The sequence below is a fragment of the Streptomyces sp. NPDC047042 genome, assembly GCF_040644035.1.
Taxonomy (GTDB): Bacteria; Actinomycetota; Actinomycetes; order Streptomycetales; family Streptomycetaceae; genus Streptomyces.
Map to the genome: position 1 here is coordinate 35,055 of NZ_JBEYVP010000045.1, position 23,465 is coordinate 58,519.

Here is a 23,465-nt window from a genome sequence, read left to right on the forward strand (position 1 = left end):
ATGACCGCACAACTGTCGAAGAAGACCCCTGGGCCCCGTACATCCCAGAAGGCCAAGAAGACTTTCCTGGGTATCGGAGGTGTGGCCCTGCTCGCCGGGCTCAACGCACCCGCCGTGCTCGGCTTCGCGAGCGAGCGCTACCACGAGTACAAGATCGCCCAGCCCGGCTACCGGGCGAAGTACGGCTCCTGGAGCGCGGTCGACATCCCGAAGCAGTTCCGTACCAACGCCATCCACGCGGCCCTGCTGCACACCGGCAAGGTCCTGATCGTCGCGGGCTCGGGCAACGAACAGAAGAAGTTCGACAAGGGATCCTTCGACACGGTCCTCTGGGACCCGAGGACGGACACCTTCAAGAAGATCGCCACCCCGGACGACTTCTTCTGCGCCGGCCACGCCCAACTCCCCAGCGGACGCCTCCTGGTGGCCGGCGGCACCGCACGCTACGAGCTGCTCGACGGCGAGGTCGAGCGGGCCGGCGGCGGGATGCGCGTCAAGAACGAGAACCCCGACAAGGCGATGCGCCTGAAGAAGGGCACCCGGTTCCGTTCGCCCTCCGGGGTCGAGTACGTCAGCAGGTTCGACGTCACCGTCCCCAAGGCCCGGCGCACCCAGAAGATCACGTACGACGCCGCCGGGGTCATGCGGCCCTGGGTGACGAAGGTCGTCCCGAGCGAGGCGCGGGTCTTCGTCGAGGCGGCGAAGGCGGGGCCCATGGCAATCACCGCCAGGCAGGCGCAGTACGAGATCGTCGGCCTGAAGGGCAAGGACGCCGACAACACGTACGGCCTCTCCGAGAAGATCACCATGGACAAGCAGGACTTCCAGGGGATCCGGGCCGCCTACGAGTTCGACCCGAGGGCCGAGAAGTACATCCCGGTCGACCCGATGGACAAGGCGCGCTGGTACCCGACCCTCGTCGGCCTCGACGACGGACGGATACTGGCCGTCTCCGGTCTCGACGACGTCGGGGCGATCGACCCCGGCGACAACGAGATCTACGACCCGAGGACGAAGAAGTGGACCCCGGGCCCCAAGCGCTACTTCCCCACCTACCCCGCGCTCTTCCTCACCAAGGGCGGCAAGCTCTTCTACCCGGCCTCCAACGCCGGTTACGGGCCCGCCACCAAGGGCAGGGCGCCGGGCCTGTGGGACCCGGAGAAGAACACCTTCGAGAAGGTGCCGGGCCTCACGGACGCCGACGAGACCGAGACGTCCGCCTCCGTCCTCCTGCCGCCCGCGCAGGACCAGAAGGTGATGATCCTGGGCGGCGGAGGCGTCGGCGAGTCGAAGAAGGCGACGCGGCGCACGGCCGTCGTCGACCTGAAGAAGGACAACCCGGTCTTCGAGGCCGGCCCCGACCTCCCCCAGGGCACCCGCTACCTCAACAGCGTCCTGATGCCGGACGACACCGTGTTCACGTCCAACGGCTCCACCGACTACCGGGGCCGCAGCGGCAGCAACATCCTCAAGGCCCAGTTCTACGACCCCAAGGCCAACGTCTTCCGTGCCGCGGCCTCCCCGAAGGTGGGCCGCAACTACCACTCCGAGGCGCTGCTGCTGCCCGACGGCCGGGTGGCCACCTTCGGCTCCGACCCGCTCTACGACAACCAGCAGAACACCAAGCTCGGCCACTTCGAGCAGCGCATGGAGATCTTCACCCCGCCCGCGCTGCACAGGAACGGCAAGAACCGCCCCGTACTGGGCGACGGCCCCCAGGAGACCGACAAGTACGGCCGCGCGACCTTCGCCACCGCCCACCCCGAGCGGGTCGCGAAGGCCCGGCTGATGCGCCCCAGCGCGGTCACCCACACGACGGACGTCGAACAGCGCTCCATCGACCTCCCCCTCAGCAAGGACCGCACCTCGGTGACGATCGACGTACCGAAGGACCGCACCCTCGTGCCGCCCGGCTGGTACATGCTCTTCGTGACGGACGCGCAGGGGACGCCGTCGGAGGCGAAATGGATCCAGGTGAGGTGAAGGTGCTGTGCGGGGCCGGACCGAGGGGCGAGACGGGGCTGACCACGATATGACCGGCCGGTAAGGTCTCGTCCGTGCCGAAGCCGCTCAGTCTCCCCTTCGACCCCATCGCGCGTGCCGACGAACTGTGGAAGCAGCGCTGGGGAAACGTCCCGTCCATGGCCGCCATCACCTCGATCATGCGCGCACAGCAGATCCTGCTCGCCGAGGTCGACGCGGTGGTGAAACCGTACGGTCTGACGTTCGCGCGGTACGAGGCGCTGGTGCTGCTCACCTTCTCCAAGGCCGGTGAGCTCCCGATGTCCAAGATCGGCGAGCGCCTCATGGTCCACCCGACGTCGGTCACCAACACGGTCGACCGCCTGGTGAGGTCGGGCCTGGTCGCCAGACGCCCCAACCCGAACGACGGCCGCGGCACCCTCGCCACGATCACGGACAAGGGCCGCGAGACCGTCGACGCGGCCACCCGCGACCTGATGTCGATGGACTTCGGCCTCGGTGTCTACGACGCGGAGGAGTGCGCGGAGATCTTCGCGATGCTGCGGCCGCTGCGAATCGCCGCGAGCGACTTCGCCGAGGAGTAGGCGGGGCGGAAAAGGGCGCCGGGGCCGCCGGAAGATCGCCGGAAACCGGCGGTTACGCTCATACGCATGAAAAAGAGCGTGCTGACCCGCTACCGCGTCATGGCCTACGTCACCGGTGTGCTGCTGGTTCTGCTGACCCTCGGTGTGTTCGCCAAGTACGTCCTGGACGTCAGGGGCGCGGACGGTTTCACCAGCGTCGTCGGCATCGCGCACGGCTGGCTGTATGTCGTGTACCTGGTGTTCGCCTTCGACCTGGGCTCCAAGGCGAAGTGGCCGGTACGCAGGCAGCTGTGGGTCCTGCTGGCCGGTACCGTCCCCACCGCCGCGTTCTTCGTGGAGCGCAAGGTCAGCCATGAGCTGGCGGCGCAGTTCGCGGAACCGGCGCCGGTGGCAGCCAAGGCGTGACCGCTACGGGTGGCGGCTCAGCCCATGTAGCAGTACGCGGGTGAACGTCGCCGCCCATTCCCGGTCCACCGGCTCGGCGCTCACCAGAGTCCGGTGCACCACCGCGCCCGCCACCATGTCGAAGATCAGGTCCACCGTGCGGGCGGCCTCCACCGGGTCCGTCTCCGGGGGGAGTTCGCCGCGCTGTTGAGCGCGGGCGCGGCCTTCCAGGACCAGGCGTTTCTGCCGGTCCACGATCGACGCGCGGATGCGCTCCCGCAGGGCGTCGTCGCGCGTCGACTCCGCGACGACCGCCATCAGGCCGCTCTTCGTCTCCGGGCGCACCAGGATCGCCGCGAACTGGAGGACGACGCCCTCGATGTCGGCGGTGAGGCTGCCCCGGTCGGGGAGTTCCAGTTCGTCGAAGAGGGCGGCGACCGCGTCGACGACGAGTTCGTTCTTGCCGGGCCAGCGGCGGTAGAGGGTCGTCTTCGCGACCCCCGCGCGCGTGGCCACGTCCCCCAACGTCAGTTTGGACCAGCCCAGTTCGACCAGGGCGTCCCTGGTCGCCGCCAGGATCGCCGCGTCCGCGGTGGCGCTGCGGGGGCGTCCCGTACGGCCGGCGGGAGTGCGGCTCTGCATGGCATGACCATAACCGGCGGTTCCGGCCCAGTGTGGCCGTGAGGTAGGTCACTCGGGAGCGCCTCCCAGCGACCCGCCATTCCCGTTACGCTACGACTCGTAGCGTAAGCGGCGTCCATCGACCGGGACGCTTTTCACAGGGCCTTTCACATGTGCGCGCGGGACGGGGGAGGATAGACGCATGCAGCCACGGAACATGTCCATGAGCGGGGTCGTCGACCTCGCCGCGGTGAAGGCGGCCCAGGAGGCCAAGTCGAAGGCGGAGCAGGCTCGCGCCGAAGCCGCCCGGCAGGGCGGGGGAGGGGCCGTCTCCCCGGCCGACCTCGTCATCGACGTCGACGAGGCCGGGTTCGAACTCGACGTCCTGCAGCGGTCCACCGAGGTGCCCGTCGTCATCGACTTCTGGGCCGAGTGGTGCGAGCCGTGCAAGCAGCTGAGCCCCGTCCTCGAGCGGCTGGCCGTCGAGTACAACGGGCGCTTCGTGCTCGCCAAGGTCGATGTCGACGCCAACCAGATGCTGATGCAGCAGTTCGGCATCCAGGGGATCCCGGCCGTCTTCGCCGTCGTCGCCGGGCAGGCCCTCCCCCTCTTCCAGGGCGCGGCGGGCGAGGTGCAGATCCGGCAGACCCTCGACCAGCTGGTGCAGGTCGCCGAACAGCGCTTCGGCCTCACCGGTCTCGTGGTCGACGCGGACGCCGAGCCCGGTGCCCGGCAGGCCGCCGCTGCGCAGGAAATCCCGGCCGGGCCGTACGACGCGCTGCTGGAGGCCGCCGTACAGGCCCTGGACGCGGGGGACTTGGGCGGTGCGGTGCAGGCGTACAAGAACGTGCTGAGCGACGACCCCGGCAACACCGAGGCCAAACTCGGCCTCGTGCAGGCCGAGTTGCTCCAGCGGGTGCAGGGGATCGACCCGCAGCAGGTGCGCAGGGACGCCGCCGAGAAGCCGAAGGACGCGGGCGCGCAGATCGCCGCGGCCGACCTGGATCTGGTGGGCGGTCATGTCGAGGACGCGTTCGGCCGGCTGATCGAGACGGTGGGGCGTACGGCGGGGGACGACCGGGACGCCGTACGGCTGCGGCTGCTGGAGCTGTTCGAACTCGTCGGCGCGGACGATCCGCGGGTCGCGGCGGCCCGGCGGGCGCTGGCGCGGGCGTTGTTCTGACCGATGTTCCGGTCGGCCTGTCGGGTCGTCGGTCGCGTGCGCCGCACGTCGGCGATCGATCAGTGGTCTGACCTGTCGCTAAACATGCGGGCGGGTGTTGTCCGCGTGAAGAATTTGCTGATCGAGTGTCAATGCGGCCGCGCTTTACCAAATCTTGGTAATCGCGGCCGCTGTTACTTGGAGTAAGTCGGAGGCGTCCCGCTGTCGGGATTGCGGTGAGAAGCGGGCGGTTTGTCACCCCCCTTGAGGCCACCCAGCGTTGTCGAACGGCACCTGCGGGTCGCCATGCGGTTATCTGCCCGTTACTAGCCAGTAACGAACCCCCTTGTGCGGGCGGCGAGAATGCACCACGATCGGCGACGCTCGGTCCTATCCCGTACGCCGACAGCCAGTCGGCCGGACGGGAGTTGTTGGGTCCCCACCGGGCAGAGCCGGCGGCAGTGGCGCCGGCTCTCGGACAGGGGGGTCTTCGCCTTCTGGCGGAGCCTGTCCGGCAAGGTTGTGCGTGATGTGCGTCAGGCGCGACCAGTGGTTGTCACTCGGGGGTGATCGCCGGTGATTCGGGCGCTGTTCGCGCCGTCGGGCGCAGGCGCTCTCCTTACCGAGGACGTAGCACTTCTCCCATCCCTGCCCGGCTGAGCCGCCGTATTGGGGCAGTCAGGGGCCAGGGGATGTACGTCCGAGAAGGAGGAAATATGGAGTCCCAGGTGCGTGGCGGGACCAGATGGAAGCGCTTCGCTGTGGTCATGGTGCCCAGCGTTGCCGCTACGGCATGTATAGGTGTTGCCCTCGCGCAGGGTGCTCTCGCTGCTTCGTTCAGTGTGTCCGGGCAGTCCTTCAAGGTGAAGGCGAGCCAGCTCGAAGGTACGGGCTTCTCTCAGTACGGGGCGATCGACAGCGGTTACACCCTGTCCGGTGAGAAGACCATTCACCCGGTGGCGGTCTCGGCGTTCAACTCCGCCGAGATCACCAACATGTGCCAGTCCGTGGTCACGCCGAACATTCCGATCCTCGGATCGGTCACCCTCCGGCTCGAGGCCGGCGGCGGCGGTACCCCGGTCAAGGCCGAGAACCTGTTCATCGACGTCGAGGACCTGGAAGCGAACGCTACCTTCCGGGGCATCGACATCGGTGTGGCCGCCGGTTCCTTCACCAAGGGACCGAAGGTCAAGGCGGATGAGATCAACCAGAAGCAGGCGAACCCGTACGGATTCGGCCAGCAGGCGGAGTCCGCGTCGCTCACCGACGTGAAGCAGACGGCGTGGGCCACCACTGCCGGAACCTTCAAGCTCAGTGGCCTCTCGATGAAGCTGTCGAAGGGCACAGGCGCCGAGTGCTTCTAGGCGCTCAGTGACGGGCGGGGCCCGATGGTGCCCCGCCCGTTCGCTCCTAACACCGCAGTAACACTCATCACGGCAACACCGCTCCAGGGAGCTGTTTTCCATGAACGCCGAGTCGCCCGCGCAGGACGAGCACTATCTCCACGTCTTCAAGCGGAAGTTCCGCGACTGGCGGGGCACCCGCCCCTTCTGGGCAGGCCTTCTGGTTCTGCTCGCCGGGTTCCCGATCATGTACTTCCCGTACTACAGCCTCCAGATCGGCCATCTCACGATGGCGATGTCGACGACGGCGGGCGCGGGATCCCTGATCATCGGTGTGCTGCTCGTCGTACTCGGTATCAACCTCTGGTTCCAGAAGCACGTACGAACCTTCGCCGGCACCGCCGCGATCCTGCTGGGACTGGTGTCCCTCCCGGTCTCCAACTTCGGCGGGTTCATCATCGGCTTCCTGCTGGCCCTGATCGGTGGCGCGCTGGCCATCGCCTGGGCGCCCGGGGTGCCGGAATCGAAGTACGGGGAGCCTGTGGGCCAGGGGGCGGACACCGTCCCCGCCGCCGCGACGCCCGAGGCCCCTGTGGCCGTCGAGGCGACCGCGACCACCGAGACCGCCGGTGCAACGGACCCGGTGGCGGAGCCGAGCGGGCTGAACATGAGCAAGTCGGACGAGCCGTACGAGCCGAACGATCTGTCAGGAACGAGCCCGGTGAACGGGGCGAACGGGAGGCACAGTGCCGGCTGACGAGGTGACCCACGGGACTGACGTGGACACGTCCCGCGGGAGAACCGGGCCGCGGCATGCGGCTCCGAGGAAGCCGCTGTTCACCAGGTTCCATGTGCCGGCCGGCAAGGCGATAGCCCTGGCGGCGATGCCCACCGCAGTGCTCATGGGCATGGGATTCACACCGACGCTCGCCAACGCCGACGACCAGCCGGCGTCGAACAGCCAGCAGGCCGAGGAGTACAAGGCCTGCGTGGCGGCGATGGAGGACGACGCCTCGACGTCGACCGACAAGACTCCGTCCGCCTCGGACAACACGAACACGTCCGACGAGAACTCCGACGAGGCGAAGCCGACCCCGTCGGCCACCGCCGGGGACTCCGCGTCGGGCGACGACGACTCGGCCTCGGGTTCTGGCTCGGACGGCTCCTCTTCGTCGGATTCAGGTTCCGACGACGAGGTCACGCCGGCTCCGGCGCCGTCCGCGAGCACACCCGTGTCCAGCGGTGCCACCGGCGGCGACAGCGCCGGTGACAGCGACAAGGCCACGCCCACTCCGTCGGCGAGCGAGAGCGCGTCCGAGGAGAAGAGCCCCAACCTGCTGGAGACCATCGGCGACGCGATAACGGGCATCTTCACGGGCGGCGACGACGACACGTCGGCCGAGAAGACGGCCGCGGAGTCGGAGGAGTCGAAGGCGGCGGACGATTCGGCCGCGGCCGCAACCCCGGCGCCGACCGCGTCGCCGACGCCGAGCCCGAAGGCGGCCGACAAGGACACGACCGCCAAGGACACGGCCAAGACCACCACACCGGTCAAGAACTCGGCCGCGAAGGTTACCGAGGTCCTCAAGGACACCACCGAGAAGGCGTCCAAGGCGGCCGAGGACACCACCAAGGCCACCGACGACACGTCGGCGGCCAAGGACGCCACGAAGGCGGCAGAGGCCGTCACAGCGTCCCCGAGCGCCTCGGCGAGTGCCACGCCGGACCCTGAGGACTGCCCGGCCGCCACCGACGATCAGGGCGGGGTCGACAACACGATTCGGCTGCCCGACGACCCGTGGACCCTGAACGCCAGTTCGCTGCTGCTCAAGGGCGCGGACTACCAGGGCATCGTCAAGGTGCGCACGGCCGGCGGGACGGTCAAGGAGGTCCTGAAGTACGTGATCTCCGACGGCACGGACATCGGCGACCTGCACCAGACCGTCAAGGACAGCCTGGCCGGCAAGACCTACCACGTGCAGGCGGCCAAGGGATCGACGTCGACGATCACCGACGGCAAGACGATCATGTACACGGAGAGCATATCCGGCAACCTGTTCGGCCTGATCCCGATCACGTTCGACCCGAAGAACCCGCCGCCGTTGAACATCCCGCTGATCTACTTCACCAACGTGAAGGTCACCCAGGCCGGCCAGTTCGGCGGCACGCTGACGGTCCCGGGCCTGCACCAGTACACGACCTGAGCTTCACCACCCTGTTCGGGAGCCGCACCGAGGACTGTGGCCCGACCCGTCGCTGTTGGCGAGGGCCGGGCCACAGGCCTGTGCGGGGGGCGGGGGGAGAGAGGCTGGATGAGCGTGATGTGGGCGGCGACATCGCCGGAGTCCGGCCATGGAAAGGCGTGAAGCGCGTGTCCGCTGATCCTTCTCCAGTCCTGGGCGAGGTGCTGCGCCGGCTCGCCCAGGTTGTCGGCCGGTACGAGGACAATGCCGCGTTCGACGACGGTCACGACCGCTGGTCCCTCTACCGTGTGGCGATGGACAACCCCGCCGCGCTGCCGGTGTTGTTCGAGGCGGTGTCCCTGGAGCGGGACGGTTCGCTGGCATCCGGAGTCGTCGGTGGGGTATTGGAACGCGTTCCGGCCGACGAGCGTGAGCGATGGGTACGGATCCTCCCGACGGCGGTACGTGAATTCTCTGCGCGGCGGGCACGGGAACTCGGGGTCCTGGAATCGCTCGCGCGGGGCGCCATGTCCGCAGTGGACGTCGACGATCTCATCGACGGCTGGTCCGACTGGCTTCAATTGAGAGCGGTCCGTGTTATCGCCGACGAGGACGTCCTGCGTGTTGTTTCTCAACGGGGCCGAACCAACAGAATCAGGCGTGCTGCCGCGGATTCCCTCCGTCCACGCTGATTCCCGACTCGCCCAGTACCGCGCTCACATGGACTGGTGACCCGCGAAGAACCGAGGGCGCCCCCTGCAACCTTCCACAGGGAACGCCCTCAAAGCCGTACCAGAGCCCGATCAGGCGTGTTCGCCCTCGCCCAAGTGGTGCACACGGACCATGTTCGTCGTGCCCGGGACGCCGGGCGGGGAGCCGGCCGTCATGACGACGATCTCGCCGACCTTGAAGCGGTTCAGCTTCAGCATCTCCTGGTCGACCAGGGAGACCATCTCGTCCGTGCTGTTGACGAACGGGACGACGTACGAGTCGACGCCCCAGCTCAGGGCGAGCTGGTTGCGGGTGCCCTCGTCCGTCGTGAAGGCGACGATCGGCTGGGCCGCGCGGTAGCGGGACAGGCGGCGGGCCGTGTCGCCGGACTTGGTGAAGGCGACCAGGCCCGTACCGCCGAGGAAGTCGGCGATCTCGCAGGCGGCGCGGGCGACCGAGCCGCCCTGCGTCTTCGGCTTCTTGCCGGGGACCAGGGGCTGGAGGCCCTTGGAGAGGAGTTCCTCCTCGGCTGCCGCGACGATCTTCGACATCGTGCGGACCGTCTCGAGCGGGTACGCGCCGACCGAGGACTCGGCGGACAGCATGACCGCGTCCGCGCCGTCCAGGATCGCGTTCGCCACGTCGGACGCCTCGGCACGCGTCGGGCGGGAGTTGGTGATCATCGACTCCATCATCTGGGTCGCGACGATCACCGGCTTGGCGTTGCGCCGGCACAGCTCCACCAGGCGCTTCTGCACCATCGGGACCTTCTCGAGCGGGTACTCGACGGCGAGGTCACCGCGGGCCACCATCACACCGTCGAAGGCCGCGACGACGGCGTCCATGTTGTCGACCGCCTGCGGCTTCTCCACCTTGGCGATGACCGGGACGCGGCGGCCCTCCTCGTCCATGATCTTGTGGACGTCGTCCACGTCGGCGGCGTCGCGGACGAAGGACAGGGCGACCAGGTCGCAGCCCATGCGCAAGGCGAAGCGCAGGTCGTCGATGTCCTTCTCGGAGAGGGCCGGGACGTTCACGGCCGCACCGGGCAGGTTGATGCCCTTGTGGTCCGAGATGACGCCGCCCTCGATGACGATCGACCGCACCCGCGGGCCCTCGACGTCCAGGACCTTCAGCTCGACGTTGCCGTCGTTGATCAGGATCTGGTCGCCGCGCGACACATCACCCGGAAGGCCCTTGTACGTCGTACCGCAGATGGTCTTGTCACCGGGGACGTCCTCGGTGGTGATGACGAACTCGTCCCCGCGGACCAGCTCGACGGGGCCTTCGGCGAAGGTCTCCAGGCGGATCTTCGGGCCCTGCAGGTCGGCGAGGACACCGATGGCCCGGCCGGTCTCCTTGGCGGCGGCCCTGACCCGGTCGTAGCGGCCCTGGTGCTCGGCGTGCGACCCGTGGCTGAAGTTGAACCGGGCCACGTTCATTCCGGCCTCGATCAGCGACACGAGCATTTCATGGGAGTCGACCGCGGGGCCGAGAGTACAAACGATTTTCGAACGGCGCATGGGGCGATCCTATCGGTTTGTTTCGCTTCGGAATATTCCGCCTGGTGGACGACGTAGAAGCACCTACTGGACACAAAGGGGCGGGATAGCGCTCAGGTGAGGCTCTTCCGTCGGAGTCGGCCGAGTCGGCCGATCTCAGCCGATCTCTTCCCAATGTCTTCCCCTTGTTCGTCCAATATCCGTTAAGTGTCTTCAGTTGTCCCTTCTCACCAGCGCGTACGTCTGTGTTGAGATCTCCAGCTCCTCGTCGGTCGGGACGACCGCCACCGCGACCCGGGAGCCGGCGGGCGAGATCAGCCGGGCCTCCTGGCTCCGTACGGCGTTCAGGGCGCCGTCCACGGCCACGCCGAGGCCCTCCAGGCCGGCCACCGCCGCCTCGCGCACCGGCGCCGCGTTCTCGCCCACACCGGCCGTGAACGCGATGGCGTCCACCCGGCCGAGTACCGCGTAATAGGCGCCGATGTACTTCTTCAGTCGGTGGATGTAGATGTCGAAGGCCAGCCGGGCCGCCGGGGCGTCCGCGCCGTCCTCGTCGATACGGCGGCGGATTTCCCGCATGTCGTTGTCTCCGCACAGGCCGACCAAGCCGCTCTTCTTGTTGAGAAGAGTGTCGATCTCGTCCGTGGACATTCCGCCAACTCGCGCCAAATGGAAGATGACGGCCGGGTCCAAGTCGCCGGAGCGGGTCCCCATGACCAGTCCCTCCAGTGGCGTCAGACCCATCGAGGTGTCCACGCACCGCCCGCCCCGTACGGCCGACGCGGAAGCCCCGTTGCCCAGGTGCAGCACGATCACGTTCACGTCCTCGGGTGCCCGGCCGAGCAGCCTCGCCGTCTCCCGGGACACGTACGCGTGGGACGTGCCGTGGAACCCGTACCGCCGGATGCGGTGCTCGTCGGCCGTCGCCACGTCGATCGCGTAGCGGGCCGCCGACTCCGGCATCGTCGTGTGGAAGGCCGTGTCGAAGACCGCCACCTGGGGGAGGTCGGGGCGCAGGGCCCGGGCGGTACGGATGCCGGTGAGGTTCGCCGGGTTGTGCAGCGGCGCCACCGGGATCAGGCGCTCGATCTCCGCGAGGACCGTGTCGTCGATGACCGTCGGCTGGGTGAACAACTGGCCGCCGTGCACGACCCGGTGGCCGATGGCCGCCAACTCCGGTGAGTCCAGGCCGAGTCCGTCCTGCGCCAGCTCCTCCGCGACCGCCTTGAGGGCCGCCTCGTGGTCGGCGATCGGGCCCGTGCGTTCGCGGGAGGCGCCGCCCGTCGTCAGCGGGGTGTGCTTCAGACGGGAGGTCTCCTCGCCGATGCGTTCCACCAGGCCCACGGCGAGGCGGCTGCTGTCGCGCATGTCGAGCAGCTGGTACTTCAGCGAGGACGAGCCGGAGTTGAGGACGAGGACGCGGGTCGCGGTCACTGCGCGCCTGCCTTTTCGGTAGCGGTGGTGGTATCGGTGGTTGCCGTCGTCGCGGTCTGGGCCTGGATCGCCGTGATCGCGACCGTCGTGACGATGTCCGGGACCAGAGCGCCCCTGGACAGGTCGTTGACCGGCTTGCGCAGGCCCTGGAGGACCGGGCCGACGGCGATCGCGCCGGCCGAACGCTGCACGGCCTTGTAGGTGTTGTTGCCGGTGTTGAGGTCGGGGAAGATCAACACGCTTGCCTGGCCCGCGACTTCGGAGCCGGGCAGCTTGGTGGCGGCCACGGTCGGCTCCACGGCCGCGTCGTACTGGATCGGGCCCTCGATACGCAGGTCCGGGCGCCGGGAGCGCACCAGTTCCGTCGCCTCCCGCACCTTGTCGACATCCGCGCCGGAACCGGACGTACCCGTCGAGTACGACAGCATCGCGATCCTCGGCTCGACACCGAACTGCTCGGCCGTGGCCGCCGACTGTATGGCGATGTCGGCCAACTGCTCGGCGTTCGGGTCGGGGTTGACCGCGCAGTCGCCGTAGACGAGGACCTTGTCGGCCAGGCACATGAAGAAGACGGACGAGACGATGTCGGCGTCCGGCTTCGTCTTGATGATCTCGAAGGCCGGGCGGATCGTCGCCGCCGTGGAGTGGACCGAGCCCGACACCATGCCGTCGGCCAGGCCCTCCTGGACCATCAGGGTGCCGAAGTAGTTGACGTCCGAGACGACGTCGTAGGCCAGCTCGACCGTGACGCCCCGGTGCGCGCGGAACTGGGCGTACTTCTCGGCGAACCGGTCCCGCAGTTCGGAGGTCTGCGGGTCGATCAGCTGGCAGTCGCCCAGGTCTATGCCCAGGTCGGCGGCCTTCTTGCGGATGCCGTCGACCGGGCCGAGCAGCGTCAGGTCGCACACGCCCCGGCGCAGCAGCACCTCGGCGGCGTGCAGGACGCGTTCCTCAGTGCCCTCGGGCAGGACGACCCGGCGCCTGTCGGCGCGGGCGCGTTCGAGGAGCTTGTGCTCGAACATCATGGGCGTGACGCGGTCGCTGCTGGGCGCGGAGACGCGTGACAGGAGTTCCGTGGTGTCCACATGTCGTTCGAAGAGACCGAGGGCCGTCTCCGCCTTGCGCGGGGTGGCCGCGTTCAACTTCCCCTCCAGGGAGAAGAGTTGGGCGGCGGTGGGGAAGCTCGTGCCGGCCACGGAGACGACCGGGGTGCCCGGGGCGAGGCGGGCGGCGAGGGTGAGGACCTCGTCGCTGGGGCGCTCGTTCAGGGTCAGCAGGAGGCCCGCGATGGGCGGCGTACCTGCGCTGTGCGCGGCGAGGGCGCCCACCACCAGGTCGGCGCGGTCGCCGGGGGTGACGACCAGGCAGCCGGGGGTCAGCGCGGTCAGGAAGTTGGGCAGCATCGCGCCGCCGAAGACGAAGTCCAGCGCGTCACGGGCGAGGCCCGAGTCGTCGCCGAGGAGCACCTTGCCGCCGAGCGCGTGGGTGATCTGGGCGACCGTCGGGGCGGAGAGGGCGGGCTCGTCGGGCAGGACGTAACAGGGCACGGGCAGGCGGGAGTCGAGGCCCTCGGCGATGGCGGTGCGGTCCTCGCGGGCGACGCGGTTGGCGACCATCGCGAGGACGTCGCAGCCCAGCGCCTCGTACGCGCGGTACGCGTTGCGGGTCTCGGCGAGCACCGACTCGGCGGTCTGGTCGCGTCCGCCGACGACCGCCACGACGGACGCGCCGAACTCGTTGGCGAGGCGGGCGTTGAGGGCCAGCTCGTCCGGGAACTGGGTGTCGGCGAAGTCGGTGCCGAGGACGAGGACCACGTCGTACTCGCGGGCGACCCGCAGGAACCGGTCGACGAGGGTCGAGACGAGCTCGTCGGTGCCCTGCTCGGCCTGGAGCGCGGACGCCTCCGGGTAGTCCATGCCGTACACGGTCGCCGGGTCCTGCGAGAGGCGGTAGCGGGCGCGCAGCAGCTCGAAGAGGCGGTCCGGGTTGTCGTGCACCAGGGGGCGGAAGACGCCCACGCGGTCGACCTGCCGGGTCAGGAGTTCCATGACTCCCAGCTCGACGACCTGGCGGCCGTCGCCCCGGTCGATCCCGGTCACGTACACGCTGCGGGTCGTCACGCGTGCTCTCCGTTTCAGCTGGATTGTTCGGGCCTCTTGACAGTACCCGCGTCGCTGGTTACGGCCCCGGCCAGGCTGGTGGGGGCCGGTCGGGGCCGGTCGGGGCCGGTCAGGATCGAGGGTCCGGGCGGGGCGTGAAACAATTGGAGTGGCTCACAGGTATCAAAAGCGCCCAGAACGATCGATCACAGCGAGCAGGAGACACAGCACGATGCGTATCGGAGTTCTCACCGCAGGCGGCGACTGCCCCGGCCTGAACGCAGTGATCCGGTCGGTCGTCCACCGGGCGGTCACGCAGTACGACGACGAGGTCATCGGCTTCGAGGACGGCTACGCGGGCCTGCTCGACGGCCGCTACCGCACCCTCGATCTCGACGCGGTCAGCGGCATCCTCGCCCGTGGCGGCACGATCCTCGGGTCGTCCCGGCTCCAGCGCGACCGGCTGCGCGAGGCCTGCGAGAACGCCTCCGACATGATCCATGAATTCGGCATCGACGCGCTGATCCCGATCGGCGGCGAGGGCACGCTGACGGCGGCGAGGATGCTGAGCGACGCGGGCCTGCCGGTCGTCGGCGTCCCCAAGACCATCGACAACGACATCTCGTCGACCGACCGCACGTTCGGCTTCGACACGGCGGTGGGTGTCGCCACCGAGGCGATGGACCGTCTGAAGACCACCGCCGAGTCGCATCAGCGTGTGATGGTCGTCGAGGTCATGGGCCGGCACGCCGGCTGGATCGCCCTCGAGTCCGGCATGGCGGCCGGCGCCCACGGCATCTGCCTCCCCGAGCGCCCCTTCGACCCCGCCCACCTGGTGAAAATGGTCGAGGAGCGGTTCGCGCGCGGCAAGAAGTTCGCCGTCATCTGCGTCGCCGAGGGCGCGCATCCCGCCGAGGGCAGCATGGACTACGGTCACGGCGAGATCGACCAGTTCGGCCACGAGCGCTTCCAGGGCATCGGTACGGCACTGGCGTACGAGCTGGAGCGGCGGCTGGGCAAGGAGGCCAAGCCGGTCATCCTCGGCCACATCCAGCGCGGCGGCACGCCCACCGCGTACGACCGCGTCCTCGCGACCCGGTTCGGCTGGCACGCGGTGGAGGCCGCGCACCAGGGCCGGTTCGGGCGGATGACGGCACTGCGCGGGACGGATGTGGTGATGGTGCCGCTCGCGGAGGCGGTCACCGAGCTGAAGACGGTCCCGAAGGACCGGATGGACGAGGCGGAGTCGGTGTTCTAGGTCCCGTTGGCCGGTCCTGTTGGCCGTCGGTCAGAGGGTGTTGTCGGGGTTGCCGGAGCCGAGCCTCGCCCAGAAGTGCTCGACGATCCGGTCCAGGAAGTCGCGTCCGGCGCGGCTCGCCTCGACCGTCGCGGAACCGCCCGCTCCCCAGGTCCGGGTGGCGGCCAGCTGCCTCTGGTAGTAACGGTGCAGCTCCTGGAGGGTGCTCTCCAGGAGGCGCCGGTTCAGCGGCACCATCTTGTTGACCGGGCGGACGTATGCCTGCCAGCGCGTGGTGACCGCGCCGCGCAACAGGCCGGCGAGCCTGCCGTCGAGGCCGGTGAGGGTCGTCAGGTCGGCGAGCGAGAGTTCGAGCACCTCGGCGAGAACCGCCGACTGGCGCTCGGTGCCGCGCCATTCGCCGCTCTCCTCCATCCGTACGTAGACGAGGAGTTCGAGCCCGACGGCCCGGGCGACGTCCTCGGCGCTGAGCCCACGTGCGGCACGGTGTTCGCGCAAGGTGCGGGGGCGGCCGATGAGTTCGTAGGGCGCGCACCACAACACGCCCGCGAGAGCGGTGAGTTCGTTCTTGCCGGGGGCCGTGATGCCGCGTTCCCAGGCGATCACATGGTCGGACGTGATGTACGGCAGCCCGTACGAGACCTGCATCCCGTACGCGACGTGCTCGGGGCCCATTTGCAGGGCGAGACGGAGTCTGCGGGCGGCGGGGGCGTCGAAAGGGGGAGTCGGCGGCGTGGACGGTGGGGGAGGAACTGAAGGTCGGCGCACGCGCCACAAGCTAGGGGTGCGGGGCGACGGTGACTACGTTCTGTTCGGCCACAAACACGGATTGTAGGAATCTACGGCTGCGGTGGGCGGTCTGGGCTGATTGGCCGCCGACTGGAGAGCGTCGGCGAAGGCCGGCGAGCAGCGCACGGAAGGCATTCTCCGGCCCTTCATGGGTGACCGATCATGCGAACGGCAAGGTGGCGGGGCATATGCGCACACGTTCGTCGATCGCGGGTGCCTGCGCGCCCCGAATCGCCGGGTCGACCGCGAGTGCATGAGTCGAAGGTTCGTACGGCATGCATGGGGCCCGGAGGGGTGGGTGACTGGCAAGTAGCGGCGGCGCGATCTGTGCGGTCGGTAGGGACTGTCGTATGGACTGCCGTATGGACTGCCGTATGGACTGTCGGCGTGGCGCTCCTGTCGTACGATCGGTTTTGTTTCGCGCGGTAGCAGATCCGGACGGGGGCCGCCTCATTCATGGCCAGTTCATCCGCGCCTCCCGACGCCACCGGACTCTCCGCGGAGAACCGGCGAAAGATCCGGTACGGAGCGGCAGTTGGGCTCGCGCTGGCCGGGGTCGGCCAGCTGCTCTGTGCCAACCTCCTCGTCACGAGTGGCTGGTTGCGCATGGCGCTGATCGTGGGTGCCGTCTGTACCGCCGTCGGAGTCGTGCCCCTGCTCCCGGAGACCTGGCGCACCCGGCTGGGTACCCTCGCGGTCACCTTCGCCACCGTCGCGGGAATCGTGCCGCTCTTCCTGGTCGAACCCGAGGACGATTCCCCGAAGATCGACCCCGTGGTGCTTGCCGCGCTCGTCGAAAGGGGGCCGTTCGACCAGAAGCTGCCCGCTCCCCTTGTGGCGGAGGGGCTGGCCTCGGCGAATTCCGGGAAGGACGCGGGCCCGACCAAGCTGGCGGCCGTTCAGTTGAGGATCGGCGTCGATCCCGAAGTCGGGGTGCTTCTCCCGGGTGACAGCGGAGAGGAGACCTTTCAGACCTTCGCCTTTCTGGAGATCTATCCGAAGGACGGGGACGCGAGGAAACGCGCGCTGGCGCACATGAAGGATCTCGCCGTGTGGAACAAGGCGCTCGACGGCGGCACCCCGGATGCCGGCGGCTACTGCTATCAGGGGACGACCCTCGACGTGTACTGGGAGTGCGCCGGGACACGGGGTCCGGTGTTCGCCTCGGTGACACTGGCACCGGGCGACAACGCGCATCTGGGCACGGCCCGCGACACCGTCACGGCGCTGCTCAACTACGCGGACAGCATGGCCAGGAAGGCGACTCCGCCGTAGCGCCCCTACGAGCGTCAAATGCCCTTACGGTTGGGCGTTGTTGGAAGTCCCGGAGGGTTCGAAGAGTGCCGGGTGGCGTCGGAAGGCAGTGGTCCTGTGAGCGGTAGGACGGAGAAGATCGAGGGGCACATACGGGAGCGGCTGCTCGCCCCGAACTTCTGGCACCTCGCGACGGTCGGCGCGGACGGCATGCCGCAGGTGTCGCCGATGTGGGTCGACATCGAGGGCGACCATGTCATGGTCAACACGGCCATCGGCCGCGTGAAGGAGGAGAACCTCCGCCTCAACCCGAACGTCTCGCTCTCCCACCACGACCCCGAGAACCCGTACGACCGTGCGGAGATCCGGGGGCGCGTGGTGCGGTTCGTGGAGGGCGAGGAGGCGGAACGGTCCATGGACCGGCTCACGCGGAAGTACATCGGCGAGGACCGTTACCCGTGGCTGCTGCCGGGGGAGCGGCGCGTGATGCTGCTCATCGAGGTGACGCGGGTACGGCGGGTCGTGGGGGTGGAGCCGTTCCGGCCGGGGGTGTTGCCCGAGGTGTGAGCGGGGTGCGTCACGGGGGGTGTGGGGCGGGGCGGTTACGGTCGACGCGGACTCGGGGCAACCGGTCAGCAGGCCTTCAACAGGAGGTCGGTCAGCCGGCCTTCAACAGGAGGTCGGTCAGCCGGCCTTCAACAGGAGGTCGGTGAGTGCGTCCGGCACGATGACCATGCAGTCATGGCCGCTCCGCAGCTCCCACACCTGCGACGCGGCGCCGCCTGGCTGCACCGCCGGAACCGGGCGGCGCGTGACGTCCTCCGGCGCACCGCTGGCACAGTGGATGTGCGTCCGGGGAATCGCGTCGGCGGCCGGGTTGTCCAGCCGGACCGGCTGCAGGAAGCAGCCCACCGATTCGTCCGCCAACAGCGTGCGCAGCCACGCCGTGTCCGCCGGGTCGGTCACCCCGAACAGGCCTACGGGGGCGGGCATTTCCGGCACGGGCGGGATGCGCCAGGGGGCGTCGGAGGCGGCGGCCGCGTCGATCAGTCGCCGGGTCTTTCCCGGTATGACGTCCAGCGCGCTCTCACCGTCGGTCGGGACCATCGCGTCGACGTAGACCAGCTGCGCGATGCGGTCCGGGACCTTGGCGGCCACGCCGGAGATGACCATCCCCGCGTAACTGTGCCCGACCAGGACCACGTCGGTGAGATCCCATTCTTCGAGGAGCGCGACGACGTCGCCGACATGGGTGTCCAGGTCGACGTCCGGAGTGAGCAGGTGTTCCTTCTCGCCGTGGCCGGTCAGCGAAGGGGCGAACACCTGGTGCCCGGCCCGGGCCAGCAGGGGAACGACCCGGTCCCAGACGCGCCCGCTGTGCCAGGCGCCATGGACGAGGACATAGGTTTTCGTGTGCGACGTACTCATGTGAAGGACGTTACGCAAGCCGATAGGTACCTCCTGGTAACCTTCGGCGCGTGCACGACTCAGCCGGAAGTGTCTTCCTCGCGGACTGTCCCGCCCGGCTCGCCGTCGACATCATCACCAACAAGTGGGCCGTCGTCGTGCTGTTCGCCCTCAGTCGCAGGCCCCGCCGGCACGGTGAACTCGTCGACCTCGTCGGTGGTATCTCCCGCAAGGTCCTCACCCAGACTCTGCGCAGACTTCAGAGTTACGGCCTGATCGAACGCCGTGCCTATGCCGAGGCGCCCCCACGGGTCGAGTACAGCCTCACCGACCTCGGCCAGACCCTCACCGGCCCCATCGCCGCCCTGACCGACTGGGCGACGACGTACGGTGCCGCCGTCGCCGACTTCCAGGAAGCGGCCGAGGAGGGGCAGCAGGACGCCCCGACCTCCGACAGCTGACCGTGGCCTGTCGAGCCCCCGCCGCTAGCCCTTCACCCACCGGTACTGCAACTCCGGTCGCCCCACCTGTCCGTACTGCGGGCTCCGTGCCGCGCGGCCGGCGTCCACCAGGTGTTCCAGGTAGCGCCGGGCCGTGATGCGGGAGATGCCGACCTCCTCGGCGACCCCGGCCGCGGTGAGTCCCTCCGTGCCGGCCCGCAGGGCCTGGGTGACCCGTTCCAGGGTGGGGGCGCTCAGGCCCTTGGGGAGCGCGGCGGGGCCCGGTGCGCGCAGGGTCGCCAGGGCGCGGTCGACCTCGTCCTGGCCGCTCGCCTCGCCGACCGACGCGTGGAACTCGGCGTACCGCACCAGCCGGTCCCGCAGGGTCGCGAAGGTGAACGGCTTCAGTACGTACTGCACGACCCCCAGCGACACCCCCTCCCGCACGACCGCCAGGTCCCGTGCCGACGTCACCGCTATCACGTCGGCGTGGTAGCCGGCCGCGCGCAGTGAGCGGGCCAGTTGCAGCCCGTGGCCGTCGGGCAGATGCAGGTCGAGCAGGAGCAGGTCGACGGGCGTACGGTCCAGCGCGCGCCGCGCCTCCGCGCCCGTGTGTGCCTTGCCGACGGCCGTGAACCCGGGCACCCGGCCCACGTACATGACATGCGCGTCTGCTGCGACCGGGTCGTCCTCCACGACGAGCACCCGGATGGGGCCGGTCGTCGTGTTCCGGCGCGGCGTCGTGTCTCTCGGGTCGGTCATACGTCGCCTCCTGGCAAGGCGGATCCGGCGGGCTCAGTCGGCTCGGTCGACTCAGCCGGCTCGTGCGGCTCGTGCGGCTCGTTCTGCTCGGTGGACCCGGCGGGGGCGCTCCGCCCCGAAGCGCTCGCCGAGCCCGAAGTCATCATGGGCGCCGCCACCTTAGGCAACGGCAGCCGTACCTCGAACTCCGCCCCGCCGCCCGCCGCCTCCGCCACCGTCAGCGTGCCCTCGTGACGGGCCACCGCCTGCCGTACGAGCGCCAGCCCGAGACCCCGCCCGCCCGGTCCCGCCGGCTTGGTGGAGAAGCCCCGCTGGAAGACCGCCTCCGCGTGGGCCGGGTCGACGCCCGCGCCGGTGTCCGAGACCCGCAGCACCAGCAGGGAGTCCTCCGTCAGGGCCGTCACCGTCACCCGGGACGCCCCCATCCCGCTCTCCACGCTTCCCTGGGCCGCGTCCACCGCGTTGTCGATGAGGTTGCCCAGGATGGTGACCAGGTCGCGGGCGGGGAGCGTGTCGGGGAGGAGGCCGTCGTCGAGGCTGCTCTCCTCCGACACCACCAGTTCCACGCCCCGCTCGTTCGCCTGCGCCGTCTTGCCGAGCAGCAGGGCGGCCAGCACCGGCTCGCTGACCGCCGCGACCACCTGGTCGGTGAGCGCCTGGGCGAGTTCCAGTTCGGCGGTCGCGAAGTCGACGGCCTCCTCCGCCCGGCCCAGCTCGATCAGGGAGACCACGGTGTGGAGCCGGTTCGCCGCCTCGTGCGCCTGCGAGCGCAGCGCCTGCGTGAAACCGCGCTCGGAGTCCAACTCGCCCATCAGGGACTGGAGTTCCGTCACATCGCGCAGGGTGACGACCGTGCCCCGGCGCTCGCCGCTCGACACCGGGGAGGTGTTGACGACCAGGACCCGGTCGGCGGTCAGATGCACCTCGTCGACGCGCGGCTCGGCCGACAGCAGCGCGCCCGTCAGCGGTGCGGGCAGCCCCAGCTCCGCCACGGACCGGCCGACGACACTTCCCTCGCTCCCGCCGCCCCCCTCGTCGTGGACGCCCAGCAATTCGCGCCCGCCGTCGTTCATCAGCGCCACCCGGTACTGCCCGTCCAGCATCAGCAGCCCCTCGCGTACGGCGTGCAGGGCGGCCTGGTGGTAGTCGTGCATGCGGCTCAGCTCGGCCGCGTTCATCCCGTGCGTGTGGCGGCGCAGCCGCGCGTTGATGACGTACGTGCCGACCGCGCCCAGTACCAGCGCGCCCACCGCGACCCCGACCAGCGCGGTGACCTGGTCCTGGACCCGGGCGGTGATCTCCTCGACCCGGATACCGGCGCTGACCAGCCCGATGATCTCGCCGCGCGCGCCGTCGGCGTGGATCGGGGTGACCGCGCGTACGGAAGGGCCGAGCGTGCCGGAGAAGACCTCCGTGAACGACTCGCCGCGCAGCGCGCGTTCCCGGTGCCCGAGGAAGCGCTGACCGATCTGGTCCTTGTCCGGGTGGGTCCAGCGGATGCCCTCGGGGTCCATGATCGTGATGAAGTCGACGTCCGTGTCGTGCTGCACCTGCAGGGCGTACGGCTGGAGCAGGGTCGTCGGCTTCGGGGCGGTCAGTATCGCCTCGCGCACCGACGGGGCGTCCGCGACGGATCGGGCGACGGCCATCGCCTGGCGGCCTGCCGCGTCCTCGGCCTGGCTGCGGTCGCTGAGGTACGTGAACAGCGCACATCCGGCCACGACGACCGCTATGAGGACGGCCTGCATCGTGAACAGCTGGGCGGCCAGACTGCGGGGTCCGGGAACGCGGGGGAAACGCATGGAGTCAGTCTGCCTCTCCTTATAAGCGTGAACTAAATGAACGGAAGGGTGACCGCCCTCACAGGCCGGGGGATAGTCACGGCATCGCAGGGACGCGATTCTGGGGCCTTGGCCTGATTTCGGTCGCCGCCCGCGACCCCGCAGCACCAGTCAGTCCCCAGCAGTCTCAGCAGTCCCCAGCACCACTGAGTCCCCGCACAACTTTCTCCCCATCTCCCGGACGTGAGCCGCACGCCGGTGATGCCGACGACGACGTCAAGGAGGGCAGCCGTGGCCACCTCATCCCCAACGGCACCTGCCGCACCCGCCGCCAAGCGGGACCGTACCCACTACCTCTACATCGCGGTCATCGCCGCGGTGGCCGCCGGTATCGCCGTAGGTCTGATCGCCCCGGACTTCGCCGTCGAGCTGAAGCCGATCGGTACCGGCTTCGTGAACCTGATCAAGATGATGATCTCGCCGATCATCTTCTGCACGATCGTGCTCGGTATCGGCTCGGTACGTAAGGCGGCGAAGGTCGGCAAGGTCGGCGGTATCGCGCTCGGCTACTTCGTGCTCATGTCGTTCATCGCGCTCGGCATCGGCCTCGTCGTCGGCAACATCATCGAGCCGGGCACCGGCCTCGCGCTGACCGACGCCGTCAAGGAGACCGGCCACGCGCAGGTCTCGGCCGAGGCCAAGGACACCACCGAGTTCCTCCTCGGGATCATCCCGACCACGTTCGTCTCCGCCTTCACCGGCGGCGAGGTCCTCCAGACGCTGCTCATCGCCCTGCTCGCCGGGTTCGCCCTGCAGGCCATGGGCTCGGCCGGCCAGCCGGTCCTGCGCGGTGTGGAGCACATCCAGCGCCTGGTCTTCCGCATCCTCGGCATGGTCATGTGGGCCGCGCCCATCGGTGCGTTCGGTGCCATGGCCGCGGTGACCGGCTCCGCCGGTGTGGACGCGCTCAAGCAGCTCGCCGTCCTGATGCTGTCCTTCTACCTCACCTGTTTCCTCTTCGTCTTCCTGGTGCTCGGCGCCCTGCTGAAGATCTTCACGGGCCTCAACGTCTTCTCGCTCTTCAAGTACCTGGGCCGTGAGTTCCTGCTGATCCTCTCGACCTCGTCCTCCGAGTCGGCGCTGCCGCGTCTCATCGCGAAGATGGAGCACCTGGGTGTCAGCAAGCCGGTGGTCGGTATCACGGTCCCGACCGGCTACTCCTTCAACCTCGACGGCACCATGATCTACATGACCATGGCGTCCCTGTTCATCGCCGACGCCATGGGTACGCCGATGGCGGTCAGCGAGCAGATCCCGCTGCTCCTCTTCCTGCTCGTCGCCTCGAAGGGCGCGGCGGGTGTCACCGGCGCCGGTCTCGCGACCCTGGCCGGCGGCCTCCAGTCGCACAAGCCCGCCCTGGTGGACGGCCTCGGCCTCATCGTCGGCATCGACCGCTTCATGAGCGAGGCCCGCGCCCTCACCAACTTCGCGGGCAACGCGGTCGCCACGGTCCTGATCGGCACGTGGACCAACGAGATCGACAAGGAGCGCGTCGCGCAGGTCCTCGCCGGTCAGCACCCGTTCGACGAGAAGACGCTCATCGACGAGAACGACGGCTTCCACCCGGAGACCGACCGCACCGCGGACGTCCCCGAGCAGGGCGGCGAGAAGGAACTCGCCAAGGCCTGACCCCGGTCACCGGTTCACTGAAAGTCCCGGAAGGCTCCGGGCGGCTGGACACTCCCCCGTGGGTCCAGCCCCCCGGCCC

The 23,465-nt window shown here is 69.2% G+C and carries 21 protein-coding genes; 13 read left to right on the forward strand and 8 right to left on the reverse strand.

Annotation, left to right across the window (positions count from 1 at the left end; all coding sequences use genetic code 11):
* The 3 genes from ABZ855_RS39300 to ABZ855_RS39310 all read left to right on the forward strand — a co-directional run bounded on the left by ABZ855_RS39300 (position 1) and on the right by ABZ855_RS39310 (position 2,972).
* Positions 1-1,983 carry a kelch motif-containing protein gene (locus ABZ855_RS39300; RefSeq protein WP_360815666.1) on the forward strand — a complete coding sequence of 661 codons (1,983 nt, stop codon included), beginning with the start codon at positions 1-3 and terminating at the stop codon, positions 1,981-1,983.
* 74 nt (positions 1,984-2,057) lie between these two features.
* Positions 2,058-2,567: a MarR family transcriptional regulator gene (locus tag ABZ855_RS39305; RefSeq protein WP_360815669.1), complete on the forward strand. Its 510-nt coding sequence runs from the start codon at positions 2,058-2,060 to the stop codon at positions 2,565-2,567.
* A 66-nt stretch (positions 2,568-2,633) separates the two neighbouring features.
* Complete coding sequence (locus ABZ855_RS39310) at positions 2,634-2,972, forward strand: DUF3817 domain-containing protein (protein WP_360815672.1); 339 nt, start codon at positions 2,634-2,636, stop codon at positions 2,970-2,972.
* A gap of 3 nt (positions 2,973-2,975) precedes the next feature.
* Here the strand turns inward: ABZ855_RS39310 and ABZ855_RS39315 are convergent, their stop codons facing one another.
* Positions 2,976-3,593: a TetR/AcrR family transcriptional regulator gene (locus tag ABZ855_RS39315; protein ID WP_360815675.1), complete on the reverse strand. Its 618-nt coding sequence runs from the start codon at positions 3,591-3,593 to the stop codon at positions 2,976-2,978.
* Positions 3,594-3,774: 181 nt separating this feature from the next.
* On the opposite strand from ABZ855_RS39315, the gene ABZ855_RS39320 reads away from it, so the two are divergent.
* From ABZ855_RS39320 to ABZ855_RS39340, 5 genes are all read left to right on the forward strand, one after another.
* Positions 3,775-4,755 carry a tetratricopeptide repeat protein gene (locus ABZ855_RS39320; protein WP_360815678.1) on the forward strand — a complete coding sequence of 327 codons (981 nt, stop codon included), beginning with the start codon at positions 3,775-3,777 and terminating at the stop codon, positions 4,753-4,755.
* A 695-nt stretch (positions 4,756-5,450) separates the two neighbouring features.
* The gene (locus tag ABZ855_RS39325; RefSeq protein WP_360815681.1) at positions 5,451-6,098 is read left to right on the forward strand and encodes a DUF6230 family protein; all 648 of its coding nucleotides are present in this window, start codon (positions 5,451-5,453) and stop codon (positions 6,096-6,098) included.
* Between the two features lie 100 nt (positions 6,099-6,198).
* A complete protein-coding gene (locus ABZ855_RS39330) occupies positions 6,199-6,834 on the forward strand; it encodes a DUF6114 domain-containing protein (protein ID WP_360815684.1) in 636 nt (211 codons plus the stop codon).
* A complete protein-coding gene (locus tag ABZ855_RS39335; RefSeq protein WP_360815687.1) occupies positions 6,824-8,281 on the forward strand; it encodes a hypothetical protein in 1,458 nt (485 codons plus the stop codon). The genes ABZ855_RS39330 and ABZ855_RS39335 overlap by 11 nt, the downstream gene beginning before the upstream one ends.
* Positions 8,282-8,400: 119 nt before the next feature.
* Complete coding sequence (locus ABZ855_RS39340) at positions 8,401-8,952, forward strand: hypothetical protein (protein WP_360815690.1); 552 nt, start codon at positions 8,401-8,403, stop codon at positions 8,950-8,952.
* Between the two features lie 111 nt (positions 8,953-9,063).
* On the opposite strand, the gene pyk is transcribed toward ABZ855_RS39340, so the two are convergent.
* From pyk to pta, 3 genes are all read right to left on the reverse strand, one after another.
* Positions 9,064-10,494 carry a pyruvate kinase gene (gene pyk, locus ABZ855_RS39345; RefSeq protein WP_319211815.1) on the reverse strand — a complete coding sequence of 477 codons (1,431 nt, stop codon included), beginning with the start codon at positions 10,492-10,494 and terminating at the stop codon, positions 9,064-9,066.
* A 192-nt stretch (positions 10,495-10,686) separates the two neighbouring features.
* Positions 10,687-11,907, reverse strand: a complete 1,221-nt coding sequence (locus tag ABZ855_RS39350; protein ID WP_360815693.1) for an acetate kinase — start codon at positions 11,905-11,907, stop codon at positions 10,687-10,689.
* Positions 11,904-14,027 carry a phosphate acetyltransferase gene (pta, locus tag ABZ855_RS39355; protein WP_360815696.1) on the reverse strand — a complete coding sequence of 708 codons (2,124 nt, stop codon included), beginning with the start codon at positions 14,025-14,027 and terminating at the stop codon, positions 11,904-11,906. Before pta ends, ABZ855_RS39350 begins: the two co-directional genes overlap by 4 nt.
* Positions 14,028-14,238: 211 nt before the next feature.
* On the opposite strand from pta, the gene ABZ855_RS39360 reads away from it, so the two are divergent.
* Entirely contained in the window at positions 14,239-15,264 is a 1,026-nt protein-coding gene (locus ABZ855_RS39360) for an ATP-dependent 6-phosphofructokinase (protein WP_319211820.1), read from the forward strand.
* A 30-nt stretch (positions 15,265-15,294) separates the two neighbouring features.
* Here the strand turns inward: ABZ855_RS39360 and ABZ855_RS39365 are convergent, their stop codons facing one another.
* Positions 15,295-16,032, reverse strand: coding sequence for a helix-turn-helix transcriptional regulator (locus ABZ855_RS39365; protein WP_360815699.1), 738 nt, complete (start codon positions 16,030-16,032; stop codon positions 15,295-15,297).
* 477 nt (positions 16,033-16,509) lie between these two features.
* Between ABZ855_RS39365 and ABZ855_RS39370 the strand changes: the two genes are divergently transcribed.
* Positions 16,510-17,328: a hypothetical protein gene (locus ABZ855_RS39370; protein ID WP_360815702.1), complete on the forward strand. Its 819-nt coding sequence runs from the start codon at positions 16,510-16,512 to the stop codon at positions 17,326-17,328.
* Between the two features lie 96 nt (positions 17,329-17,424).
* A complete protein-coding gene (locus ABZ855_RS39375; protein WP_360815705.1) occupies positions 17,425-17,874 on the forward strand; it encodes a PPOX class F420-dependent oxidoreductase in 450 nt (149 codons plus the stop codon).
* 117 nt (positions 17,875-17,991) lie between these two features.
* On the opposite strand, the gene ABZ855_RS39380 is transcribed toward ABZ855_RS39375, so the two are convergent.
* Entirely contained in the window at positions 17,992-18,735 is a 744-nt protein-coding gene (locus tag ABZ855_RS39380) for an alpha/beta fold hydrolase (protein ID WP_360815708.1), read from the reverse strand.
* A 50-nt stretch (positions 18,736-18,785) separates the two neighbouring features.
* Here ABZ855_RS39380 and ABZ855_RS39385 point away from each other — a divergent pair, with 50 nt between their 5' ends.
* A complete protein-coding gene (locus ABZ855_RS39385; RefSeq protein WP_360815711.1) occupies positions 18,786-19,175 on the forward strand; it encodes a helix-turn-helix domain-containing protein in 390 nt (129 codons plus the stop codon).
* A 24-nt stretch (positions 19,176-19,199) separates the two neighbouring features.
* Here the strand turns inward: ABZ855_RS39385 and ABZ855_RS39390 are convergent, their stop codons facing one another.
* Positions 19,200-19,916, reverse strand: coding sequence for a response regulator (locus tag ABZ855_RS39390; RefSeq protein WP_360815714.1), 717 nt, complete (start codon positions 19,914-19,916; stop codon positions 19,200-19,202).
* Positions 19,913-21,718: a sensor histidine kinase gene (locus tag ABZ855_RS39395; RefSeq protein ID WP_360815717.1), complete on the reverse strand. Its 1,806-nt coding sequence runs from the start codon at positions 21,716-21,718 to the stop codon at positions 19,913-19,915. Before ABZ855_RS39395 ends, ABZ855_RS39390 begins: the two co-directional genes overlap by 4 nt.
* 270 nt (positions 21,719-21,988) lie before the next feature.
* Here ABZ855_RS39395 and ABZ855_RS39400 point away from each other — a divergent pair, with 270 nt between their 5' ends.
* Positions 21,989-23,386, forward strand: a complete 1,398-nt coding sequence (locus tag ABZ855_RS39400; RefSeq protein WP_360815720.1) for a cation:dicarboxylase symporter family transporter — start codon at positions 21,989-21,991, stop codon at positions 23,384-23,386.
* Positions 23,387-23,465: the final 79 nt, after the last annotated feature.